Below are 18,869 nucleotides of genomic sequence, written 5' to 3'. Positions count from 1 at the left end.
GTTTGATGGGCAAAGCCGTGTATTTGAAGCGGCTGGATTAGGGATCAATGTAGTGAATAATTGGCTAACACACTTTCTGTTTTTTCATACACGGGCAACCAAACCAGATCGCCGTCCCCTATATGCTTACCGCTGTAGTGAAACAAAGTATACCGAACTGGTATGTTTGGTTAAACAAGAAATTAATTTAGAGATAAAGAACAAGCCTGTGGCTCCACAGTTTCCAGCCCTATTTTGCTTGTATGCCGCTGAGACTTTTTGCCGTCAGCACACTGAAGGTGTATGGTCATGGGATACAATTTTTAACCAATTGGGCATCAAAACACCTCCTAATCAAAAAACATCAAGTTGGGTTAGTCAAGGACTGAAGTGGTGGGATAGACCACTGATTCGTCGTCAATCTGGTGATCGCCAGTTCCTCGTTACTATTGCCTGCGAAGGTGGTTTACCCCTTAACCTGTTGCGGAACGAAACTGTAATCAGTCAGTTCTTTCGGACTGTACTTGAAAAGTATCATGCTAGAAGGCTTGAGGGAGAGGATTATGCAGAGCAGATTGCCGGTGAACAAGCCTTCCTTTTGCCCAGTAGTTTACGTCAAGATGTCGTTTTTCGATTGGCAGGCAAACTCATTGCCAAAATCGTTGAATTTCAAGTGACTGTAAGCAATGCTACTAATCCAGTAGATGCGTTGAATGCCACAATTCCAGACTGGCGTAAACAGTTACCGCTGAGATTGGAAGATGAAACGGCAGAGGTATTACTAACGGGATTGGTACGTCGCTCTAGTGAGTTAAGCAAGGATTCCTCCATTCGTATGCATTGGCGTGGGTGGTTGCTCGAAACTGCGAATGGTTGGCAGGTTGAAAAAGTGCTTGATACTCCCGAGCGTTTGTCAGCCGAACAAGTTGCTACGTGGGTAGGGCAGCAACAAATTTCTGTTCCTCGCTTACGCATGATTCTTCATACGCCTAACGGCAATGATGCAGTGGCATTGTTGACGCTAAATCAACGGGGTGATGGTGATGTTAAATATCGCAGAGAGTGGTTACGTCGTTCAGGCGTGAAGTGCAATGGTACTTCGGTAAGTGCATTGCATGAAATTTATATAAGCCTTGGAGAAGCAACTTACCGAATCCCAATTCACAATGGTGAGCCTTGGGGTGAACTGCCTTGGGTTTTTGTTGGGCGCAATGGTGCTGTTAAAGAGTGGGAGTGGCTAACGGAAGGTTCTGCCAGCACACGTTCAGAAATTGCTTTGGTACTGGTAAAGGAGGACGTTTTTCCCATCATAACAGGGCAGGGTGAATCTGAACGGATTGGCGTCATCCGGGCATTAGGGCGTGTGATTTATCGTGTGACAGGTGAAGTGAAATTTACCTCTCCAATAGGCGATAGTTACCGTATCCGTTGTCGGGCGGAGCGTGACTCAGACGAAAGTTTCGATCTTGTGGGTAATACGGTGAACGATGTGCTGAACGAGCGTCCAGTATTTCGTGGTTTACCTTCTATCATGGCTTCAAACACTTCAGGACAACGGCATCGTGCAATCGGCAAAGTACAATGGCGACCTTTGCACGAACAAGGTGCATGGCGAGATGGTGAAGTGGGGGGGCGTGGGCGTGTTTGGCTGCGCTTGATGGAGGCAGATTCAAACGTAGAGCGTTTCCGTCGTCAGGTGGATATTGTGCCTAAATCTTTCTGTATCGAGCGCACGGTGGGTGCAAATAATCGTGCCGGTGAATATAGATTGCGGGAAATAAGTGGCGCTTCGCTTTCGTCGATTGGGATGCAAACAGTTGACATTCAAGCAGCTTGGAATGAAATCAATATTAGTTGCCCGCCTTTACAAAATACTGCATCTGAAGCATTAAGGTTGCTGCTGTACTGGTCTAGCGTGGAGCAGCTTGAAATAGCCTTGCCTTATCCTCAACGGGGAGCGGTATTTCAACTTACAGGTAAGACCTTAGTAGACCGTTCTGTCGTTCCACTTGGTAGGCTTGGCGGGCTGCAACTATTTCTACAAGATCAATCAGATAACAGTAGATTTGTTTTGGATGTGCAGCTTCAAGGTAGTTCGCTAGGTTTTCGGCAACAATTACCTGCATTACACAATGGTCGTTTAGCATTCGCTCTTGAGGTGGAACGCGATAGGATCGCGTCTTTACTGGCTAGCACAGATAATCAGGATGTCTCGGTAGAAATCCAGATTTTTTGTGGGCAGGAGCATCTTGCTGCTGTCAATGTGGCACGTTTTGATGTTGTCATGCAGCCGTATCATGCAAAAAACCTCGTGGCTATAGGTGAAAAATCTGTGCCAAGGCTTGGAGATGATTGGGAAACACGGATCCAAGTCGAGATGATTCCCCTATGGAATCCGATGGCTGAACCCATAATTCTTCCGAAGTCGGGTGAAGGTGACAGTATTTGGGAAATTCCTTCCAACTTAGAAATTGGACCTTGGTGGATCATTGGTCGAGACGGTGATTGGGCTCGTTTTCGCCCTCTACTATGGAGTGTGAAGAATGACTTCACTGGCAAGCTAATATCGTCAGTAGATGTGCCGTTATCTTTAAAATCAGCAATTTTAGAACCAGATGAGAAGCATAGAAAGCATCAACTAGTCGATTTGATGATTACATTGGGAGGAAACCCTGAGCATTCAGATTGGGAGTTGATGTTCGATTATATTCGCTTAACTCGTGAGTTCCCTCCTAGCGCTTTAGATGTTCTTAAGTACTTTGTCGCGTATCCACCAGTGCTTGCTTTGGCGTTATTGAAAGCTGATGAGGATACATTTGATCAAATTTGGTCATTGTCTGAACAAATGCCATTTTCTTGGAGTTTGATTGCAGTGAAAGTTTGGGGTGACGCCGCACAGTTGTATTTTGGCTCTTTGCGTGAAGCACTGGCTTTCGTTGACTCAGCAGAAGAACTTGTCTGGAATATATTCAAGGCGTTCCGTGAACGGACAACTAATCGTCGTGAGTCTTGGAAGCCGTTGTGTGATTGGCTTCAAGAACAGCTATTTCTTAATAAACCAACAGAGGGAGGAAGTCTTCTTCGGTTAGCTCGGATGGCAGGCGGTGGTTATTTAAAAGAGTTGATTCCGCAAGCAGAACAAGAATTACAGGGGAGACATGGAGCTGATGAAAAATGGCCTAAAAGTCATGAGGTTCAGCAGTATTTCAATAAGATTGAACCTCAATATCGTTATGAAAAATATGATAGCCAATTCCGTTCAGTACGTTGTGCTCCATTTATAGCAGCTCAATTAAGTTTGAAAGGCATTCCGCCATCGCCAATGCTGGTTTACGAGTTACGGTTAATTCGTGCCTTTGACTCTAAATGGTTATTTGAAGTTTATGGTATTGCCTTGGCATTAGGATTGGCAGCTATGCCACGGGAGAAGAATTAAATGAGTACATCCAAACGCTTTTATACGTCATTAGCCGAACAATTGACACGTAGGGCTACCCGTGCGGTGTTGGGTTTGACTGGCTTCCGTAACGATGCTTTGCGTGAACATTTACGCGAACGGTTCGGGCAAGACCCCGGAATATCGGGTTCTTTCTTGGCAGACCCCGTATTTGAAGCAACCTTTGGCTGGCAACAGGCCAAGGTGACGATGGAGGCTTTGGATGGAAAGCTACTCAATACAAAACTGTTGTTAGCCTTAGATAAGCCTCAAAAGAAAGATTTGATAGAAGATTACACCTTCCCACTTGATCGTCATCCTTATCAGCACCAGTTGGAAGCATGGCAAAGTTTAATCCAAGAGAGTCCACCGCGTTCTGTTTTGGTCAGTAGTGGTACTGGTTCTGGTAAAACGGAATGTTTTTTAGTTCCCATCCTGAATGATTTGGCGAATGAGCTTGAAGAACGTCAAGATGCTTCGCTAACTGGGGTGCGGGCATTGTTTTTGTATCCACTGAACGCTCTAATCAAAAGCCAGAAAGATCGTTTGGTAGCATGGTCAGAACCTTTTGGTGGAAAACTGCGATTCTGTCTTTACAACGGTGATACACCAGACTTACCACCGAAGAACCATTGGAAATGTGAAGTTCCTGACCGTCGTGCTTTACGGAGTAAGCCACCGCCGATTCTGGTAACAAACACCACCATGTTGGAATACATGCTGGTGCGCAATCAAGATAGGCCGATTATCGAACAATCCAAAGGTAAATTACGCTGGATCGTTATTGATGAAGCTCACACTTATCTTGGTTCGCAAGCAGCAGAATTGACTTTGTTGTTAAGGCGGGTACTTCATGCCTTTGATTGTAAGTCTGGAAATGTCCATTTTGTGGCAACATCCGCCACACTTGGTGATGCCAGTGAGGAATCCAAACAGCGGTTGGCAATGTTTCTGGCAGATATTGCGGGTGTTCCAATAGAACAGGTCACGGTGGTTACGGGTGAAAGGTATGTGCCTGCCTTGCCGTCGGAATTGGTTTGTCGGCATGAACAACGCCTATCCTTGACAGAACTTTGGGATATGACCTCGGAAGAGCGGTTTGATGCATTGGCAAAAGACCCAGTTACTCGCAAATTGCGTGAGCAGTTGACACAGAAAGCAAGTCGTTTGACTGGATTGGTAGAATTACTGTATGGCGATAAAGCCCTCGAAAAAGATCGACATACTACGTTGGAGTTGCTTGATCTCTGTACGCAAGCTAACAAGAAGCTTGGTAAGAAAAAGGAAGAAACGCCTTTTTTGCCTTTACGTGGGCATTTTTTCCAACGTACATTGAATGGTTTGTGGGCATGTTCAAATAGTGAATGTTCGGGAAGACATAATACCTATTTGGATTCTCCCGAATGGTCGTTTGGCGCTGTTTTTCTAGAAAGGCGCGAATCTTGTTCGCATTGTAAAAGTCCTGTTTTTGAATTGGTGCAGTGTGGTGACTGCGGTTCAGAGTATTTATCAGCCGCAGAAGAGTATAAGGATGGGAAGGAGTGGCTACGTCCACGTAGAAGTGATTTGACTGAGGATGAATTCCAGCAGGAATTAGAGCCGTTGGATGAAGACGAAACTGAAAATGCTGAACTAGAGACACTGCCAGACCAGCCAGACCAACGACGCAGCCTAGTTACTAGCCATAAATTGGCCACTCAGAAAAATTGGGGATTATCACAGGATGGTCATCTGGATGCACTAGGAAAAATAGGTAATCCTATTCATTTATTGAGCATCGACAGTGAATGTAAATGCCCTGTTTGTACGACGAAGGAGAATCCTAAAAAACCCAATTCTTTATTCCGCCCTATTCGGGTTGGTGCGCCTTTTCTGCTGAGTACAGCAATTCCAGCATTGCTTGAACCATTAGCACCAATGAAGGGAGATGACTCAAGACCATTCGGCGGTCGGCGACTAATTACTTTTACGGATAGTCGTCAAGGAACAGCGCGATTTGCGGCAAAATTGCAGCAGGATAGTGAGCGGGATTATGTCAGAAGCCTTATTTATCATCACCTTGCTGCAAATTCATCTAAACCCAATCTGACTGAGATGGCAAAGATTGAGGGACAGATTAAAGCACTGGAAACAGCAGCCAAAACCAGTTCTGCACTCGTGCCTGTCTTGGAGCAAACTCGTCAAGCGTTAAAAAAGCTTACGTCACCAACCTTAACACATTTTTCATGGTCAGAAATAGGGGGGAAACTACGTCAAGAAGATGATTTTAACAGATGGCTGATGCCAAGATTAAAAAGAGAAACGTATGGTGAGTTGAGTGATGTAAAACTCATTGAGTTATGCCTCCTGCGTGAGTTTTTCCAACGACCACGGCGACAATTCTCATTAGAAAACTTAGGGATGGCTCAATTATGTTATCCAGAATTAGAGAAGGCTAAACTTCCTGTTGTGATGCGGCAGAAGAACGTGTCATTGGATGAATGGAAAAAATTACTACATATCGCGATTGACTTGGTGGTGCGTGGAAATAAGGCGCTTACGGTTACACCAGAATTAATTCGTTGGTTCGGGTATCCGGGTTATACAAGTGCCTTGCTTCAACCAAAAAAAGAGAAAACAAAAAAAATTCAAAGAGCATGGCCATCTGCGTTTAATCCGCATATAAAAAACAACAGGTTGGGTAAATTGCTAGGTTATGCTTTCCGGTTGGATTTGGATAATAAAGAGCATCTTGCCCAACTGGATGAAATATTGCATGAAATTTGGCGGGGAATACAGCCCTTGCTGTCCCCAACTGAGGATGGTTTTAAACTGGATTTGGAAAAGCAGGCACAAGTAGTAGAAGTCCATGAAGCTTGGTTTTGTCCCCTGACACGTCGTTTGTTGCCTGTCACATTTCGTGGAATTACGCCTTACTTATCAGCCAATATTTCTGATGACCTAGTACTATGCCAAAAAGTGACAATGCCCAGCATACCTTACCCATTCTGGTTGGAAGCAGATGCTGAAGCCGCCGAAGATTGGTTGGAGAATGATCTCGGCATTAAGCAACTACGTGACATGGCGGCTTGGATCAATATTAGTGACCGCATTGCTCGTTTTAGCCGCTACTGGCGGGCAGCCGAACATTCAGCACAAATTTCTGGGCATGATCTAACCCAAAGGGAAACAAAATTTAAAGAAGGTGAAATCAACCTATTGAGCTGCTCTACCACGATGGAAATGGGGGTGGATATTGGTGGTTTGAGTGCCATTGCGATGAATAATGTACCCCCACATCCTGCGAATTTCCTGCAACGGGCTGGACGTGCTGGTCGTCGTGGTGAAACAGCAGCCGTCAGTTTTACACTCTGCAAGGCTACACCTCACGGTGAGGCTGTTTTCAAAAATCCGTTGTGGCCTTTTGAAACGCGACTATCCATACCGAAAGTAGCATTGGAGAGTGCGCCAATAGTGCAGCGGCATATCAATTCGCTGGTATTGTCGGCATTTCTATCTGAACGTACCAACGATGGATTGAATAAATTAACGACTGGTTGGTTTTTTGAGAGCGAAATAGAAGGTGCATCACCAGCTTATGAGAGATTTAAAGACTGGTGTGGGCGCGATGCGCAACAGCAAGATAGTTTGATGCGGGGAGTGTCTTGTCTGATACGGCGTTCTGTGCTGGATGGCCGTCAAGTATCTTATCTACTTGAAAAAACTAGCGAAGCTATACAAATAGTCGCCCAGCATTGGCTGACAGATTTAACGGCTTTGATTTCTCAACGTGAAACGGTTAAAACAAAAGAAGGCGATAGTAAGCCAGAAAAGTCCATTGATTTGCAATTGAAAAGATTGCGCGGAGAATATTTATTAGGGGTATTGGCAACACTTGGTTTTCTGCCGGGATATGGTTTTCCAACGGATGTTGTTTCTTTAATCACGACGACAGCAGAAGAGTTGTCACGTAAATCGAATACAAAAGCTAGCGAACGGGAAGACAACCGTTCAAAGCGAGCAGGCTATCCTAGCCGTAATTTGGCAGTGGCTATCCGTGATTATGCGCCCGGTACAGATACCGTGTTGGATGGGCGTGTCTATCGAAGTCAAGGTTTGACACTGAACTGGCAAGTCCCAGCGGAAGCGGAAGCTGCCCCTGAAATTCAATCATTGAAGTGGGTTTGGCAGTGTCGTGCATGTGGAAACAACGGAATTCGTCAAGTTAGACCTGAGCGTTGCCCATGCTGTGCTGAAGTAGATAGCGAGAAACTAAAAACGTTTCAGTTTATTCAGCCTGCTGGGTTTGCTGTGAGCATACGCCATAAACTGCATAACAATGTTACCACTCCTCAATATATTCCAGTGCGTGATCCTTTAATTTCTCTAGGTGGTTCAGACTGGATGGCTTTGCCAACTCCCCAATTTGGGCGTTATCGGGCAAGTATACGGGGGCACTTATTTCATCACTCCGATGGTTTGAATGGCAAAGGTTACTCCCTTTGTCTTGTGTGTGGTTGGGCAGACTCCATGACTATCGGGGATGCCGAACCTGAACGTGCACAAAGTTTTACAAAACCCCAAGATCATAAGCGGCTACGTGGTGGGAAGAATGATGATCTGGAAATAGCATGTCCGGGTAATAACAATGATTGGGCTATTAAAGACAATCTAATATTAGGTATTTTAACCCAAACAGAAATATTTGAATTACAACTCAATGGCATTCAGGGCAAAGGTATTGATAAAACGGTTGCTTATACGTTGGCAGTCGCATTACGACGTGCTTTATGTCTGGAGCTGGGTATTGAAGAGGCAGAAATTGGTGCTTTTTCCGCTTCAACTAGAAATATTGAAGAGCAATCAACGTATTCGATTTACCTTTATGATACCGCTACGGGTGGAGCTGGCTATGTTAGCCAAGCTGTTTCAATGTTAAATACTCTGTTTCACAGGGTGTGGGAAGATGTGTTGATCTGCCCCAGTGAGTGTGATACTGCTTGCCAAGCCTGTTTACTGACTTACGATACCCAACATCATGTGGATGATCTTAATAGACATAAAGTTCTTGAATTTTTGAATGCCGGTTTGTTGAACTCACTGCATTTACCAGAAAATTTGAAGATTTTTGGGGAAAACACCAAGTTTGAATTAGAACCTTTAGCACTGGCACTTAACCGTGAATGGCAAAAACACTCACTTAACGAAATACGATTTTATTTTGGTGGTGATGCTGGAATATGGGAGCCGCTGGTTTGGCGGTTGCGTCACAATCTAGCCCGTTTGAGAGATGCTGGAGCTATTATAAGATTTATTTCGTCTTCACAATCCCTTGCACAGCTTGCTGATAGTCAAAAAGACGAGTTAAGTGCTTTGGTTGCATCTGTTGGGGCGGAGCTTTATGAAAGTATATCCACCCTGCCGATAGCCACACCTGTCATTATGGAAATGGGCGGAGAGAAAGACAGTGTTCGTTGGGCGGCAAGTAATACGAATGCACTTGCCCCTAATCCAGAATGGGGTGTTGCGGGTGAGTCAAATATTCAGTTCGTGAGGATGGCTACTAATGAATCGTTACCACCCTTACTTAAAAGCTGGAAAAGGATTGAACTTAATGAGCTTCGTCGAGTTCCCCCCGGTGTTACCGAACTCACTATTACTAACCAGTTTGACGGTGCATCCCTGACATTTGGTAAACGGGTATGGAATTGGATTTGTGAAACTGTTCCTGATCTTGCAAAACGTTTGGATACGCCTTCTACGCTTATTGAAGTGCGTTACTCTGACCGATATTTGCGTTCCCCGTTGACACTGCTTCTACTACATAGCTTGCTTAGAGGTCTGGCAAATTATACGGGCGGGCTTGCGGGAACTACAAAGGTTGGGATTTTGACATCCAAGTTAGGTAACTATGGGAATAGTTATCAACGTCTGTTTTACCATGATTGGCAGGATGAAGAAGATCGTCGTCAAGTTGCCGAGCATTGGTTCAAGTCTGGTTTTCCAAATTCCAGATGGCTGTTGCATGAGCATAAAGAGTTACCCCATGCGCGTGAGCTGGAATTAATTTGGGCTGATAGCAAATGGGTTGTACGCTTGGATCAGGGGGTTGGTTACTGGGCTATTCAACGGTATGTACGTTCAGATTTTCCATTTGATCGGGATGTTGGGCAGCAAGTTGAGAGTTTACATAAGGCCAACCTGCAAATTGAACAAAGTGATAAGCGTAACCCAACTTATTGGTATTGTAGAAAAAGTTAAAATTTCAACACAAGCAGAGACAGTTGTATTTCATGCTTGTAACAAGTACCTTCACTGGGAGAAGCGCCCCTATGCATTCAGCGGTTTGGATACATTGGTTAGGGATTTTTTAGACGATGTACAGAGAGCAAAACATGAACGATAAAACACTATTGGTCTACATCGGCACAGCAGAGGACGCGCTACAAGATTTCATGGAAGTCTGGAAAAGCGGCAAACCCGCCAGCCCCGTCAACCGTTTGAGCTTTGAAAGCATGGCTGGATTTATGCGGGCATTCACCCCCAAACGCTGGGAATTGTTGGATGTATTAAAGCGGCGCGGCGAGCAAAACATCAACCAATTGGCACAACTGTTAGGGCGCGATTATAAGAATGTGCACACCGACATTCAAACTCTGCATGAATTGGGGCTGGTACAAAAAGACAAAAACGGGCTGGTGTTCGTCCCTTGGGACGAAATAGAAACCCACTTCAAATTGGGGCTGGCTGCCTGATTAAGGCAACATCACCTTCACCGCTTCCGACGGCCTCAATAATTCCTTGGCATTGCGCTTGAAGATAATATCGAGTTCGTAAATCGCGCCTTCCGGCTCAATCCTGACCGCTTCCACGCCTTGGCTGTAAACCTTGCCATTGCGGGAGCCACCATTCATGAGTATTTGCGCGGCAGTGCCCACCGGGTAACGCCGCAATACATCCGCCGTCACCAGTACCCGTGCCAGCATTTGGTCATCCGGCGCGAGGCTGATCAGCGGCTGATCCTGCTTGGCGGCGAAAATGACCGCACCTTGCCAGGCGGTATTGGCAGCAATAACGCCAGAAAATGGCGCTTTGAGTTCGGTGAAGCCCAAGGCGACTTGCGCGGCTTCTTCAGCAGCTTTGGCGGATTCCAGTTCGGTGGTGGCAACAGCCTGTTTGAGTTCGCCATCCTTGAGTTCTTCTTCGGCAATCAGGCCACGGTCAAACAATTCCTGGGTACGGGCTTGTTCACGTTCGGCATCTTCCATGCTGAGTTTGGCGCGGGCAACGCGGGCGCGGGCTTCGAGCAGGCTGGCTTTTTGCTTGCGCTGATCCATGCGTAACAGCAGCTCGTCCTTGTTGACGTGTTGCCCTGCGGTGATGTTGACTTGCTCTACCACGCCATTTTCGACAATGCGCATCTCAACCTTGTGCACCCACTCTAAACGCCCTTTGAGTTCCAGAGCGTGGGCGGGCAGGCTGCACAGCAATAACGCAGGTAAAAGGAGCCGGATGCTTGCTGGAACTGGTCTCATTCGGGCTTTTCCTCTTTCTTTTCGGGTTGCGGCAATGGCCACAGGGGGTTGCCTTGCAGGGCATTGAGTTGGGCAAACGTTAGGGCGCGGCAAAACTGGATTTGTTGTTGTTGCAAGCGGGCTTTGCTTTGCTGAGTCATGGCATCACCCAAATCAGATTTAACCTCCTGTTCGTACAGGGTACGGCTCAGTTCCAGATAGTAGTCGCGCCATGAAATTTCAGACTGGGAACGTGCTTCGGCAACCTTGAAAATATCCAGCCGCAGCAGCAATTCGATGAGTTGCTGGCGTAAGGTCATGTCAATAACCGCGCGTTCATCAGCACTGGCATCATCACGCCTTTCCTTGAGCCATTTGTTGTTTTTCAAGCTGGTTTCGACCAGTTCATCCAACGCTGGCATCGTGGCTGGAAAAGTATCGAGGTTGAGTGGATTGAGGTCACGAGGCAGTGTTTGCGGGTTGTTGATGGCTTGCGCCAACAGCGAACGGGTCAGGCGTTGCGATGCCGTACTGGCAGCACTTTGCTGGCGCACTATTTGGTATTCGGCATCCAGCTTTGCCACATCCAGCTCGGAGAACTCTTTCAGCTCCATACGGGTACGGGTGCGGTCAAGGGGGATGTAATACACCGCCATGTTTTCGCTGTCACGCACGGCGCTGGAGTCCGCCAGCAATACATCGAAAAAACGTTCCATGATGTCCAGCCGCTGTTTTTCAAGCGGTGAAATCAGTGGGCTTACGGAACGGTCACGCTGATTGTCGGGGCTGGTATTGTTGTTGTAAGCCAGGCTATGGCAATCCAGATACAGCGGTAATGGCTCTGGATAACGTTGCGCAATGTCGGGCGCAAGCTGGCTACGTGGGTGGCCTTCGGCGTAATTGAGTGCCTGTTCCAGACTGATAGGGTCTGGAACGTCCGCAGCGTAGGCGAAGGGTGTGAGTAAGAACGCGGCAAGCGCTAGCTTAACTCTTCGCATCATCGGCTTTCGCTGTGTCACCCGTGGTCGCATCACCTGTTGGCTCGCGCTTGAATTTGGAGAACGGGGTTTCCTCATTCTTTTTGTCAGCAACGTATTTGCCAAACAGCATGAATTCGGCGGAGTCTTTGGTTGCACCGGTCAGACGCCCGTTTTTCACCGGCTCACCATCCAGCCCGATGAACTGGAAGACCGGCGTTGCGCGTACCCGGAAGTCTTTCAGGGCAAAGTCTTTCTGTGTGGTTGTTTTACCTTGGAAATCGGTCAGTTCTACATCGCCTTCAATATCGACGGTGACGATGCGGAAGTTTTCCTTGTAGTAGTCCTGAATGTCGCTACGGTTGAGGACAGTGTTCTTCATGCGTTGGCAGAAAGGGCACTCATCCATCTCGAACATCATCAGCACGCCTTTTTTGCCATCGGCTTTGGCGGTTTCGAGTTCATCCTGCATATCATTGAAGGTTTCGTCGAAGAATTGCGCAGAGTCGCGGATTTCAACCTTGGCAGGGTCTGCCGTTGTATCAGCTGCTTTAGTTGTTGCATCGGCTGGTTTATCGGCTAATGATGCGTTAGGCGCTGTTATTGGCGCATCTTCTGCCATAACAGTGGGGCTGGATAGGGTCAAGGACATAAGTCCCGTTAATAAAACACTACGTAACACGTCGAAATCCTCCTTAGTATAGGCGCTAGCGGGCGCTTATTTACGATTACATGCTATTGTGAATTTAGGTCGTATTCAAGTAGGAAAAATTGCCAAACCATTAATGGGGTAAGGCGAACCACAACACCGTCGGCATGATGATTAAACTGGCGAGGTTGCCCAGTAATACAATGGATGCCACGCGGTCAGGTTCTTGTTGGTATTGTTCTGCTACCAATACATTCAGCACGGCAGGTGGTAATGCTGCGAAGATCAGTAATTGCGCGTATTGGGTCGTGTTTAAATCTAGCAATGGCATGATCAGGAAGACGCTCGCCACCCCTGCCGCAGGCCCAGCAATCGCACCCAGTGTGCCCAGCTTCCAGTCACGAAAATTGACATCCAGCAAGCGTACACCCAGCGAAAACAGCAGTAAAGGCACGGACACTTGCCCCAGCAACTTGACGGTATTCGCCAGCGCATCCGGCAAAGTAATGTGTAAACTGCTGCATAACAATCCCAGAATAGTGGCCTGAATCATTGGCATTTTCAACAATTGCAGCGGGTTAGTGCGGTGGTTGAGGATGTAAAAGCCAACGGTGAAATGCAGCACCATTTCGATAATGAACAATACGATGGCTGCTTGCAAGGCTTGTTCCCCAAATGCAAACAGTACCAACGGAATGCCCATATTGCCGGAGTTATTGAACATCATCGGCGGTAAAAAGGTTTTCAGGTTGATGCGTAATAACCAGGCCAACGGCAACAGCAATAGCCCGGAACCCAGCACCACAGCCACCCCGCCAATCGCCAGATCACGGAAGGCCAAAAAATCGAAAGGCTTGTCCATCAATGCCCAGAACACCAGAAAGGGCGCGAAGAATTCCATGTTAATACGGTTCACTACTGCCATATCGGGGCGGCGGTAATAACCATACGCAGCACCCAGCGCAGAACAGGCAAACACTGGAAAGATAATGCTGAAAATACGCAGGATTACTTCAAGCATGGAGAATAGGGCTTAGTCGGTCATTCGGATTCCTATTACATCACAGAGCACGCCTTTGAGGGTAGCTTCCGCGCTTTTTTCAGTGTTCTGACAATTTGCATCCAATTACCATACACTAACGTAACTATTATGATGATTGGCCGTTCGTAGGAGAGGTAGGTATGGGTATGCAACAGGTATTGTTCCGTTACCTGAGTTATGGTGTGTTGGTGTTCTGCTGCTTGTTGGCGGTATTCGGTGGGCGGTTAGGCGTTGCCGATACGGCTGCGTTTGATTTTGGTGATGAGAGCTTGCCATCTGAACAAGCCTTTGCGCTGGGGAAACCCACGTTGGAAGGTGATACTTTACGTCTGCAATGGGTGATAGCCCCTGATCATTACCTCTATAAAAACAAATTCTTTGTGAAGGTATTTGAGCCGCAGGGTATTACGGTCGGTGAACCGCAATTGCCAGATGCTGAAGTGAAGCAGGATGAGTTCTTCGGCAAAATCGAGGCCGTTCATAATGTTGCTGACATACGTCTACCGGTACAGCGCACCAGTGCAGGTAAAGCCGGTAGTTTCGTGCTAGAGCTGGGCTGGCAGGGTTGTGCAGAAGGCGTATTGTGCTACCCACCTGAACTTAAAGCTTTCAAAGTCAGTTTGCCTGCTCCCTCTGCCGGACAACAACCCAGTGTGACGTGGGCTGAAACCAATATGCCGGAGGCCGTCGCTTCTGCTGTTCCTAACGATGCTACTCTCGCTTTATCAGAACAGGATGAGATTGCTGCAAGCCTTGCCGGTGGTAATGTAGTGTTGACGCTACTGGGCTTTTTGGGCTTTGGTTTATTGCTGGCGTTTACCCCTTGTGTGTTCCCCATGATTCCTATCCTCTCGGGTATTATTGTCGGGCAGAAGGATATGACTGGGCGTAAAGCCTTTATTCTTTCGCTGGTTTATGTACTGGCGATGGCGTTGACCTACACCGTTGCTGGTGTGCTGGCAGGATTGTTCGGCGAAAACCTGCAAGCCATGTTCCAGAATCCGTGGGTATTGGGTACGTTTAGTGCGATTTTTGTGCTGTTGGCTTTGTCTATGTTTGGATTCTATGAATTGCAAATGCCATCGAGTATTCAGAGTCGTTTGAACAACCTTAGCAATAAACAAGAAGGCGGTAGCTTGATTGGCGTTGCTATCATGGGGGCGTTATCGGCACTCATTGTTGGCCCTTGTGTGGCAGCACCGCTGGCAGGAGCATTGATTTATATTGGGCAAACGGGTGATGCAGTACTCGGCGGTATGGCTTTGTTTGCGTTGAGTATTGGCATGGGTATTCCGTTGTTGTTGGTGGGTACATCCGCCGGTCAATGGTTGCCGCGTGCAGGCATGTGGATGGATGCGATCAAAGCCGTTTTTGGCGTGATGATGTTGGCTGTCGCCATCTGGATGTTGGAGCGTATTTTGCCCGAATCCGTCGCCTTGTTGCTGTGGGCGGCACTGTTTGTGATGTCTGCCATTTTCCTAGGGGCTTTGACTCATTTACCCGAAAATACCAGTGGCTGGCGCAAGTTTTGGAAAGGTTTGGGTATCTTGCTGCTGTTGTACGGTAGTTTGTTGATGGTAGGCAGTGCTACCGGCAGCGGTGGTTTGTGGCAGCCCTTGAAAGGCTTGAGTTTGGGGCAGGGTGGGGTTGCCAATACAGAGGGTGGTGCGACTGCTAATCTACAGTTCAATACCGTGAAAACATTGGCTGAATTGCAGCAAGCGGTCAAGGATGGCAAAGGTCAGCCAGTGATGGTGGATTTTTATGCTGACTGGTGCGTGACCTGCAAGGAAATGGAAAAATACACCTTCAGTGACCCTGCGGTACAGGCGTTGTTACGCAATGCAATTTTGGTGAAAGCGGATGTGACTAAGACCACGGCTGAAACCAAGGCGTTGTTGAAAGAGTTCCAGATTGTGGGGCCACCTGCCATCCTGTTTTTCAATAAGGATGGCGATGAATTGCGCCAGTTCCGTCAGGTTGGGTTTATGCCAGCGGAGACATTTGCGGGGCATTTGAGCAAGGCGTTGCAGTAAGGGTTGAGGGAGAAGAGGGCGTATTCAATACGCCCCTACTCCATTAGGTTGGCGGGGAAGCCGTGTTCTGCCAAGGCTTCCCGCCGGTGTTGCAGATAACGCTGGAATTCGGGCATCCATTGATACGCGCCGGAGACAACGTAGTCGATTGCGCCGTGAGTGTGGAAGGCTTTGAAATAAGCTTCAGTGCGGAAGACTTCTTTGCCGTTGGCATCAAAGAACAGCAGGCTGGGGCTGTATTTGATTTCCAGTGATTTTGCCCAGTCGGATAGCTTCATTTCCTTGCCATCCGGGGTTTGGATGATGGTGGTGTCGTCCGGGTCAGCTTGCGCGAGATCGAGATTGCTGAGGGAATACGCCAGCTCTTTGCGTTTGAAAATGTCGTTGTAGAGCTCGTCACAGGTTTCGCAGTCTTGTTGCGCGAATACGACCATGAGGGGGCGCTTGCTATCCTTACGGGCATCTTGCAGGCGTAGCGGTTGTGGCAATGCACCGGGCAGGGTGTAAGTTGGGGCAGCGGTGGTTGCAATGGCTTTTCCATCTGCTTTAAGTTTGGTGTAGTAGTCTTTGAAGCTGCCTTCCTTGTCGTGTTTCCCGGCGACAAAGTCCAGTGCCAATTCAAACTTGTCGGGGGCGTAATAGCCATTGACGCGCAGCACCACTTTGCCAGTTTCGTCGAGGAACAGCATGGTGGGGGTGTATTGCACTTTTAGGTCAGCCGCGAAGGTTTTTTCAGTGGTTTCCTTGCCTGCTACATCGGTGACGGTACGGTCGCCCCACATATTCATGGCGATGACATCGAAGTTCTGTTGGGTTTTGTCGGTGATGCTTTGTTTGCCGAAATTATCTTGGATCAGCTTGGCGCAATACGGGCAGCCATCTTGGTAGAAATACAGCACGATGCGCTTGTTGGCAGCGGTGGCTTCTTTGATGTCATCACGTAGGTCAAGGAAGGATTCTTTAAACCACGCAGGCTTATCGATAGCGCCGGGGTTGACTAGTCCGGCTTCAAGTTGGCTAGGAGAGCCAACAGGGTCTGCGGCGTAAGCACCAACAGAGCAACACAGGAGTAGAATGGGCCATGTAGATTTCATCGTAAGCTCTCCCAAAATCATCTAGGTGTTTAGAATAGCGTAGTGTGTGTATAGCACCAAGATTCCTGATGGTATTAATGGATTCCCTCCTCGATTTCGCATACGATTGTGCGCCACAACAATAATATACTCTGCACGCAGTCGATAACCACCAAGGGAGAGTAGAGTCCATGACTATCATCAAACAGAACGACGTCATCGCCAGCGTGGCGGATGCGTTGCAATTCATATCCTATTACCATCCGGCTGACTTCATCGAAGCCATGCACAAGGCGTGGGAACGGGAAGAATCCCCCGCTGCGAAAGATTCCATCGCGCAAATCCTCGTCAACTCGCGCATGTGTGCCGAAGGCCACCGTCCGATCTGTCAAGACACCGGCATTGTCACCGTCTTCGTCAAGGTCGGTATGAACGTGCAGTGGGAAGGCGACCTGAGCCTCTCCGACATGATCAACGAAGGCGTGCGTCGTGCTTACATGAACCCGGATAACGTGCTGCGTGCCTCCATCCTCGCTGACCCAGCCGGAGCGCGGAAAAACACCAAAGACAACACCCCAGCGGTAATCCATTACGAGATCGTCCCCGGCGACAAAGTATCGTTTGACGTGGCAGCCAAAGGCGGCGGTTCCGAAAACAAATCCAAAATGGTCATGCTCAACCCCTCTGATAGCATTGTCGATTGGGTGCTGAAAACCGTGCCAACGATGGGGGCGGGCTGGTGTCCACCGGGAATGCTCGGCATCGGCATCGGTGGTACGGCTGAAAAAGCGGCAGTATTGGCGAAAGAAGTGCTGATGGAACCCATCGACATTCAGGATCTCATCGCTCGTGGTCCACAAAACCGTGTTGAAGAGTTGCGTCTGGAACTCTACGAAAAGGTCAACCAGCTCGGCATTGGCGCACAAGGTCTGGGCGGCCTCACCACCGTGCTGGATGTCAAAATCAAGGATTACCCCACCCACGCGGCCTCCTTGCCAGTGTGCATGATCCCCAACTGTGCCGCGACCCGCCACACCCATTTCGTACTGGATGGTTCTGGCCCTGCGCTGCAAACCCCACCTGACCTCGCTACTTGGCCGCAAATCTCGCTGGCTGGCGGTGATCAAGCCACCCGCGTCAACCTCGACACCATCACCCCTGAAGACGTGCGCAAGCTGAAACCCGGCGAAACCGTGCTGCTTTCTGGCAAAATGCTCACCGGGCGCGATGCTGCGCACAAGCGCATGATCGACATGCTCAACAAGGGCGAGCAATTGCCGGTAGACCTCAAAGGCCGCTTCATTTACTACGTTGGCCCCGTCGACCCGGTACGTGAAGAAGTCGTCGGCCCCGCAGGCCCCACTACTTCCACCCGTATGGACAAGTTCACTCGCCAGATTCTGGATCAAACCGGCTTGCTGGGCATGATCGGCAAATCCGAACGCGGTCCGATTGCGATTGAGGCCATCAAAGAATTTGGCGCAGTCTATCTCATGGCAGTTGGCGGCGCGGCCTATCTGGTGTCCAAAGCGATTGTTGGCGCGAAAGTGCTGGCTTTCCCGGAACTGGGCATGGAAGCGATCTACGAGTTCGAGGTCAAGGATATGCCCGTCACGGTCGCGGTCGACAGCAACGGTGAATCGGTGCATAACACCGGCCCCGCGCAATGGAAAAAGATCATCGATACGCGAATCTTGGCGGGGAAGTGACTTCCAGCCGGTTTTCTGCTACAACTAGCCCATTTTTCCAATCATTCCCCTTGAGGCAAATCAGTTGAGCAGCGACCGCAGCATCTACCGCATCTCTTTCGTAAATCAGGATAAGATCTACGAAATCTTTGCCCGTCAGGTCTATGAATCAGACCTGTACGGTTTTGTGGTGGTCGAAGAAATCGTCTTTGGTACCCAAAGTACGCTGGTGATTGACCCCGCTGAAGAGCGCCTCAAGACCGAGTTTGAGGCGGTGAAGCGCAGTTTTATCCCGATTCATTCCGTGATTCGCATCGATGAAGTGGAACACCCCGGTGTCAGCAAAATCCATTCTTTGGAGGCCGGTGGTGTGGCGGGTAATGTCAGCCCGTTTGCCCGTCCTGCGGGCAAGAAAAAAGACTAAAATTTTGCTTTCGTCAGGTGTTTTTGTGCAACTCTGCTATTATATATCGATGATTTTTAGAGTGTGTGGAAC

Annotated in this window: 11 protein-coding genes; 6 read left to right on the top strand and 5 right to left on the bottom strand. The window is 48.3% G+C overall.

What is annotated here, in order from left to right; all coding sequences use genetic code 11:
• Window positions 1-52: 52 nt before the first annotated feature.
• The 3 genes from Q394_RS0101110 (at window position 53) to Q394_RS18625 (ending at window position 10,149) form a co-directional block, all read left to right on the top strand.
• Window positions 53-3,415 carry an STY4851/ECs_5259 family protein gene (locus Q394_RS0101110; protein ID WP_156946706.1) on the top strand — a complete coding sequence of 1,121 codons (3,363 nt, stop codon included), beginning with the start codon at window positions 53-55 and terminating at the stop codon, window positions 3,413-3,415.
• 75 nt (window positions 3,416-3,490) lie between these two features.
• Window positions 3,491-9,655 (top strand): DEAD/DEAH box helicase, encoded by a 6,165-nt coding sequence (locus tag Q394_RS0101105; RefSeq protein ID WP_169735868.1) that lies wholly within the window; start codon window positions 3,491-3,493, stop codon window positions 9,653-9,655.
• A gap of 134 nt (window positions 9,656-9,789) precedes the next feature.
• A complete protein-coding gene (locus Q394_RS18625; RefSeq protein ID WP_038140091.1) occupies window positions 9,790-10,149 on the top strand; it encodes an HVO_A0114 family putative DNA-binding protein in 360 nt (119 codons plus the stop codon).
• On the opposite strand, the gene Q394_RS0101095 is transcribed toward Q394_RS18625, so the two are convergent.
• From Q394_RS0101095 to Q394_RS0101080, 4 genes are all read right to left on the bottom strand, one after another.
• The gene (locus tag Q394_RS0101095; RefSeq protein ID WP_028487654.1) at window positions 10,150-10,929 is read right to left on the bottom strand and encodes an efflux RND transporter periplasmic adaptor subunit; all 780 of its coding nucleotides are present in this window, start codon (window positions 10,927-10,929) and stop codon (window positions 10,150-10,152) included.
• Window positions 10,926-11,909 (bottom strand): TolC family protein, encoded by a 984-nt coding sequence (locus tag Q394_RS0101090; protein ID WP_051542576.1) that lies wholly within the window; start codon window positions 11,907-11,909, stop codon window positions 10,926-10,928. Before Q394_RS0101090 ends, Q394_RS0101095 begins: the two co-directional genes overlap by 4 nt.
• Window positions 11,893-12,567: a thioredoxin family protein gene (locus Q394_RS18620; RefSeq protein ID WP_211248770.1), complete on the bottom strand. Its 675-nt coding sequence runs from the start codon at window positions 12,565-12,567 to the stop codon at window positions 11,893-11,895. The genes Q394_RS0101090 and Q394_RS18620 overlap by 17 nt, the downstream gene beginning before the upstream one ends.
• A 100-nt stretch (window positions 12,568-12,667) precedes the next feature.
• Entirely contained in the window at window positions 12,668-13,555 is an 888-nt protein-coding gene (locus tag Q394_RS0101080) for an AEC family transporter (protein WP_028487652.1), read from the bottom strand.
• A 161-nt stretch (window positions 13,556-13,716) separates the two neighbouring features.
• On the opposite strand from Q394_RS0101080, the gene dsbD reads away from it, so the two are divergent.
• Entirely contained in the window at window positions 13,717-15,612 is a 1,896-nt protein-coding gene (gene dsbD / locus Q394_RS0101075) for a protein-disulfide reductase DsbD (protein ID WP_028487651.1), read from the top strand.
• Window positions 15,613-15,647: 35 nt separating this feature from the next.
• Here the strand turns inward: dsbD and Q394_RS0101070 are convergent, their stop codons facing one another.
• On the bottom strand, window positions 15,648-16,706 hold the full coding sequence (locus tag Q394_RS0101070) for a thioredoxin family protein (protein ID WP_028487650.1): 1,059 nt from the start codon (window positions 16,704-16,706) through the stop codon (window positions 15,648-15,650).
• A 170-nt stretch (window positions 16,707-16,876) separates the two neighbouring features.
• Here Q394_RS0101070 and Q394_RS0101065 point away from each other — a divergent pair, with 170 nt between their 5' ends.
• Together Q394_RS0101065 and Q394_RS0101060 are read left to right on the top strand one after the other, a co-directional pair.
• Complete coding sequence (locus tag Q394_RS0101065) at window positions 16,877-18,394, top strand: fumarate hydratase (RefSeq protein WP_028487649.1); 1,518 nt, start codon at window positions 16,877-16,879, stop codon at window positions 18,392-18,394.
• 64 nt (window positions 18,395-18,458) lie between these two features.
• Window positions 18,459-18,797, top strand: coding sequence for a DUF1820 family protein (locus Q394_RS0101060; RefSeq protein WP_028487648.1), 339 nt, complete (start codon window positions 18,459-18,461; stop codon window positions 18,795-18,797).
• Window positions 18,798-18,869 lie beyond the last annotated feature (72 nt).

Origin of the sequence: Thiothrix lacustris DSM 21227, assembly GCF_000621325.1 — a bacterium.
Classification (GTDB): domain Bacteria; phylum Pseudomonadota; class Gammaproteobacteria; order Thiotrichales; family Thiotrichaceae; genus Thiothrix; species Thiothrix lacustris.
This window is presented reverse-complemented; position numbering and strand designations above follow the sequence as displayed.

Bases quoted from the DNA above. Each gene is read 5' to 3' on its own strand.
- Q394_RS18625 (WP_038140091.1), top strand. From the start codon at position 9,790: ATGAACGATAAAACACTATTGGTCTACATCGGCACAGCAGAGGACGCG.
- Q394_RS0101095 (WP_028487654.1), bottom strand. From the start codon at position 10,929: ATGAGACCAGTTCCAGCAAGCATCCGGCTCCTTTTACCTGCGTTATTG.
- Q394_RS0101090 (WP_051542576.1), bottom strand. From the start codon at position 11,909: ATGATGCGAAGAGTTAAGCTAGCGCTTGCCGCGTTCTTACTCACACCC.
- Q394_RS0101080 (WP_028487652.1), bottom strand. From the start codon at position 13,555: ATGCTTGAAGTAATCCTGCGTATTTTCAGCATTATCTTTCCAGTGTTT.
- dsbD (WP_028487651.1), top strand. From the start codon at position 13,717: ATGGGTATGCAACAGGTATTGTTCCGTTACCTGAGTTATGGTGTGTTG.
- Q394_RS0101070 (WP_028487650.1), bottom strand. From the start codon at position 16,706: ATGAAATCTACATGGCCCATTCTACTCCTGTGTTGCTCTGTTGGTGCT.
- Q394_RS0101065 (WP_028487649.1), top strand. From the start codon at position 16,877: ATGACTATCATCAAACAGAACGACGTCATCGCCAGCGTGGCGGATGCG.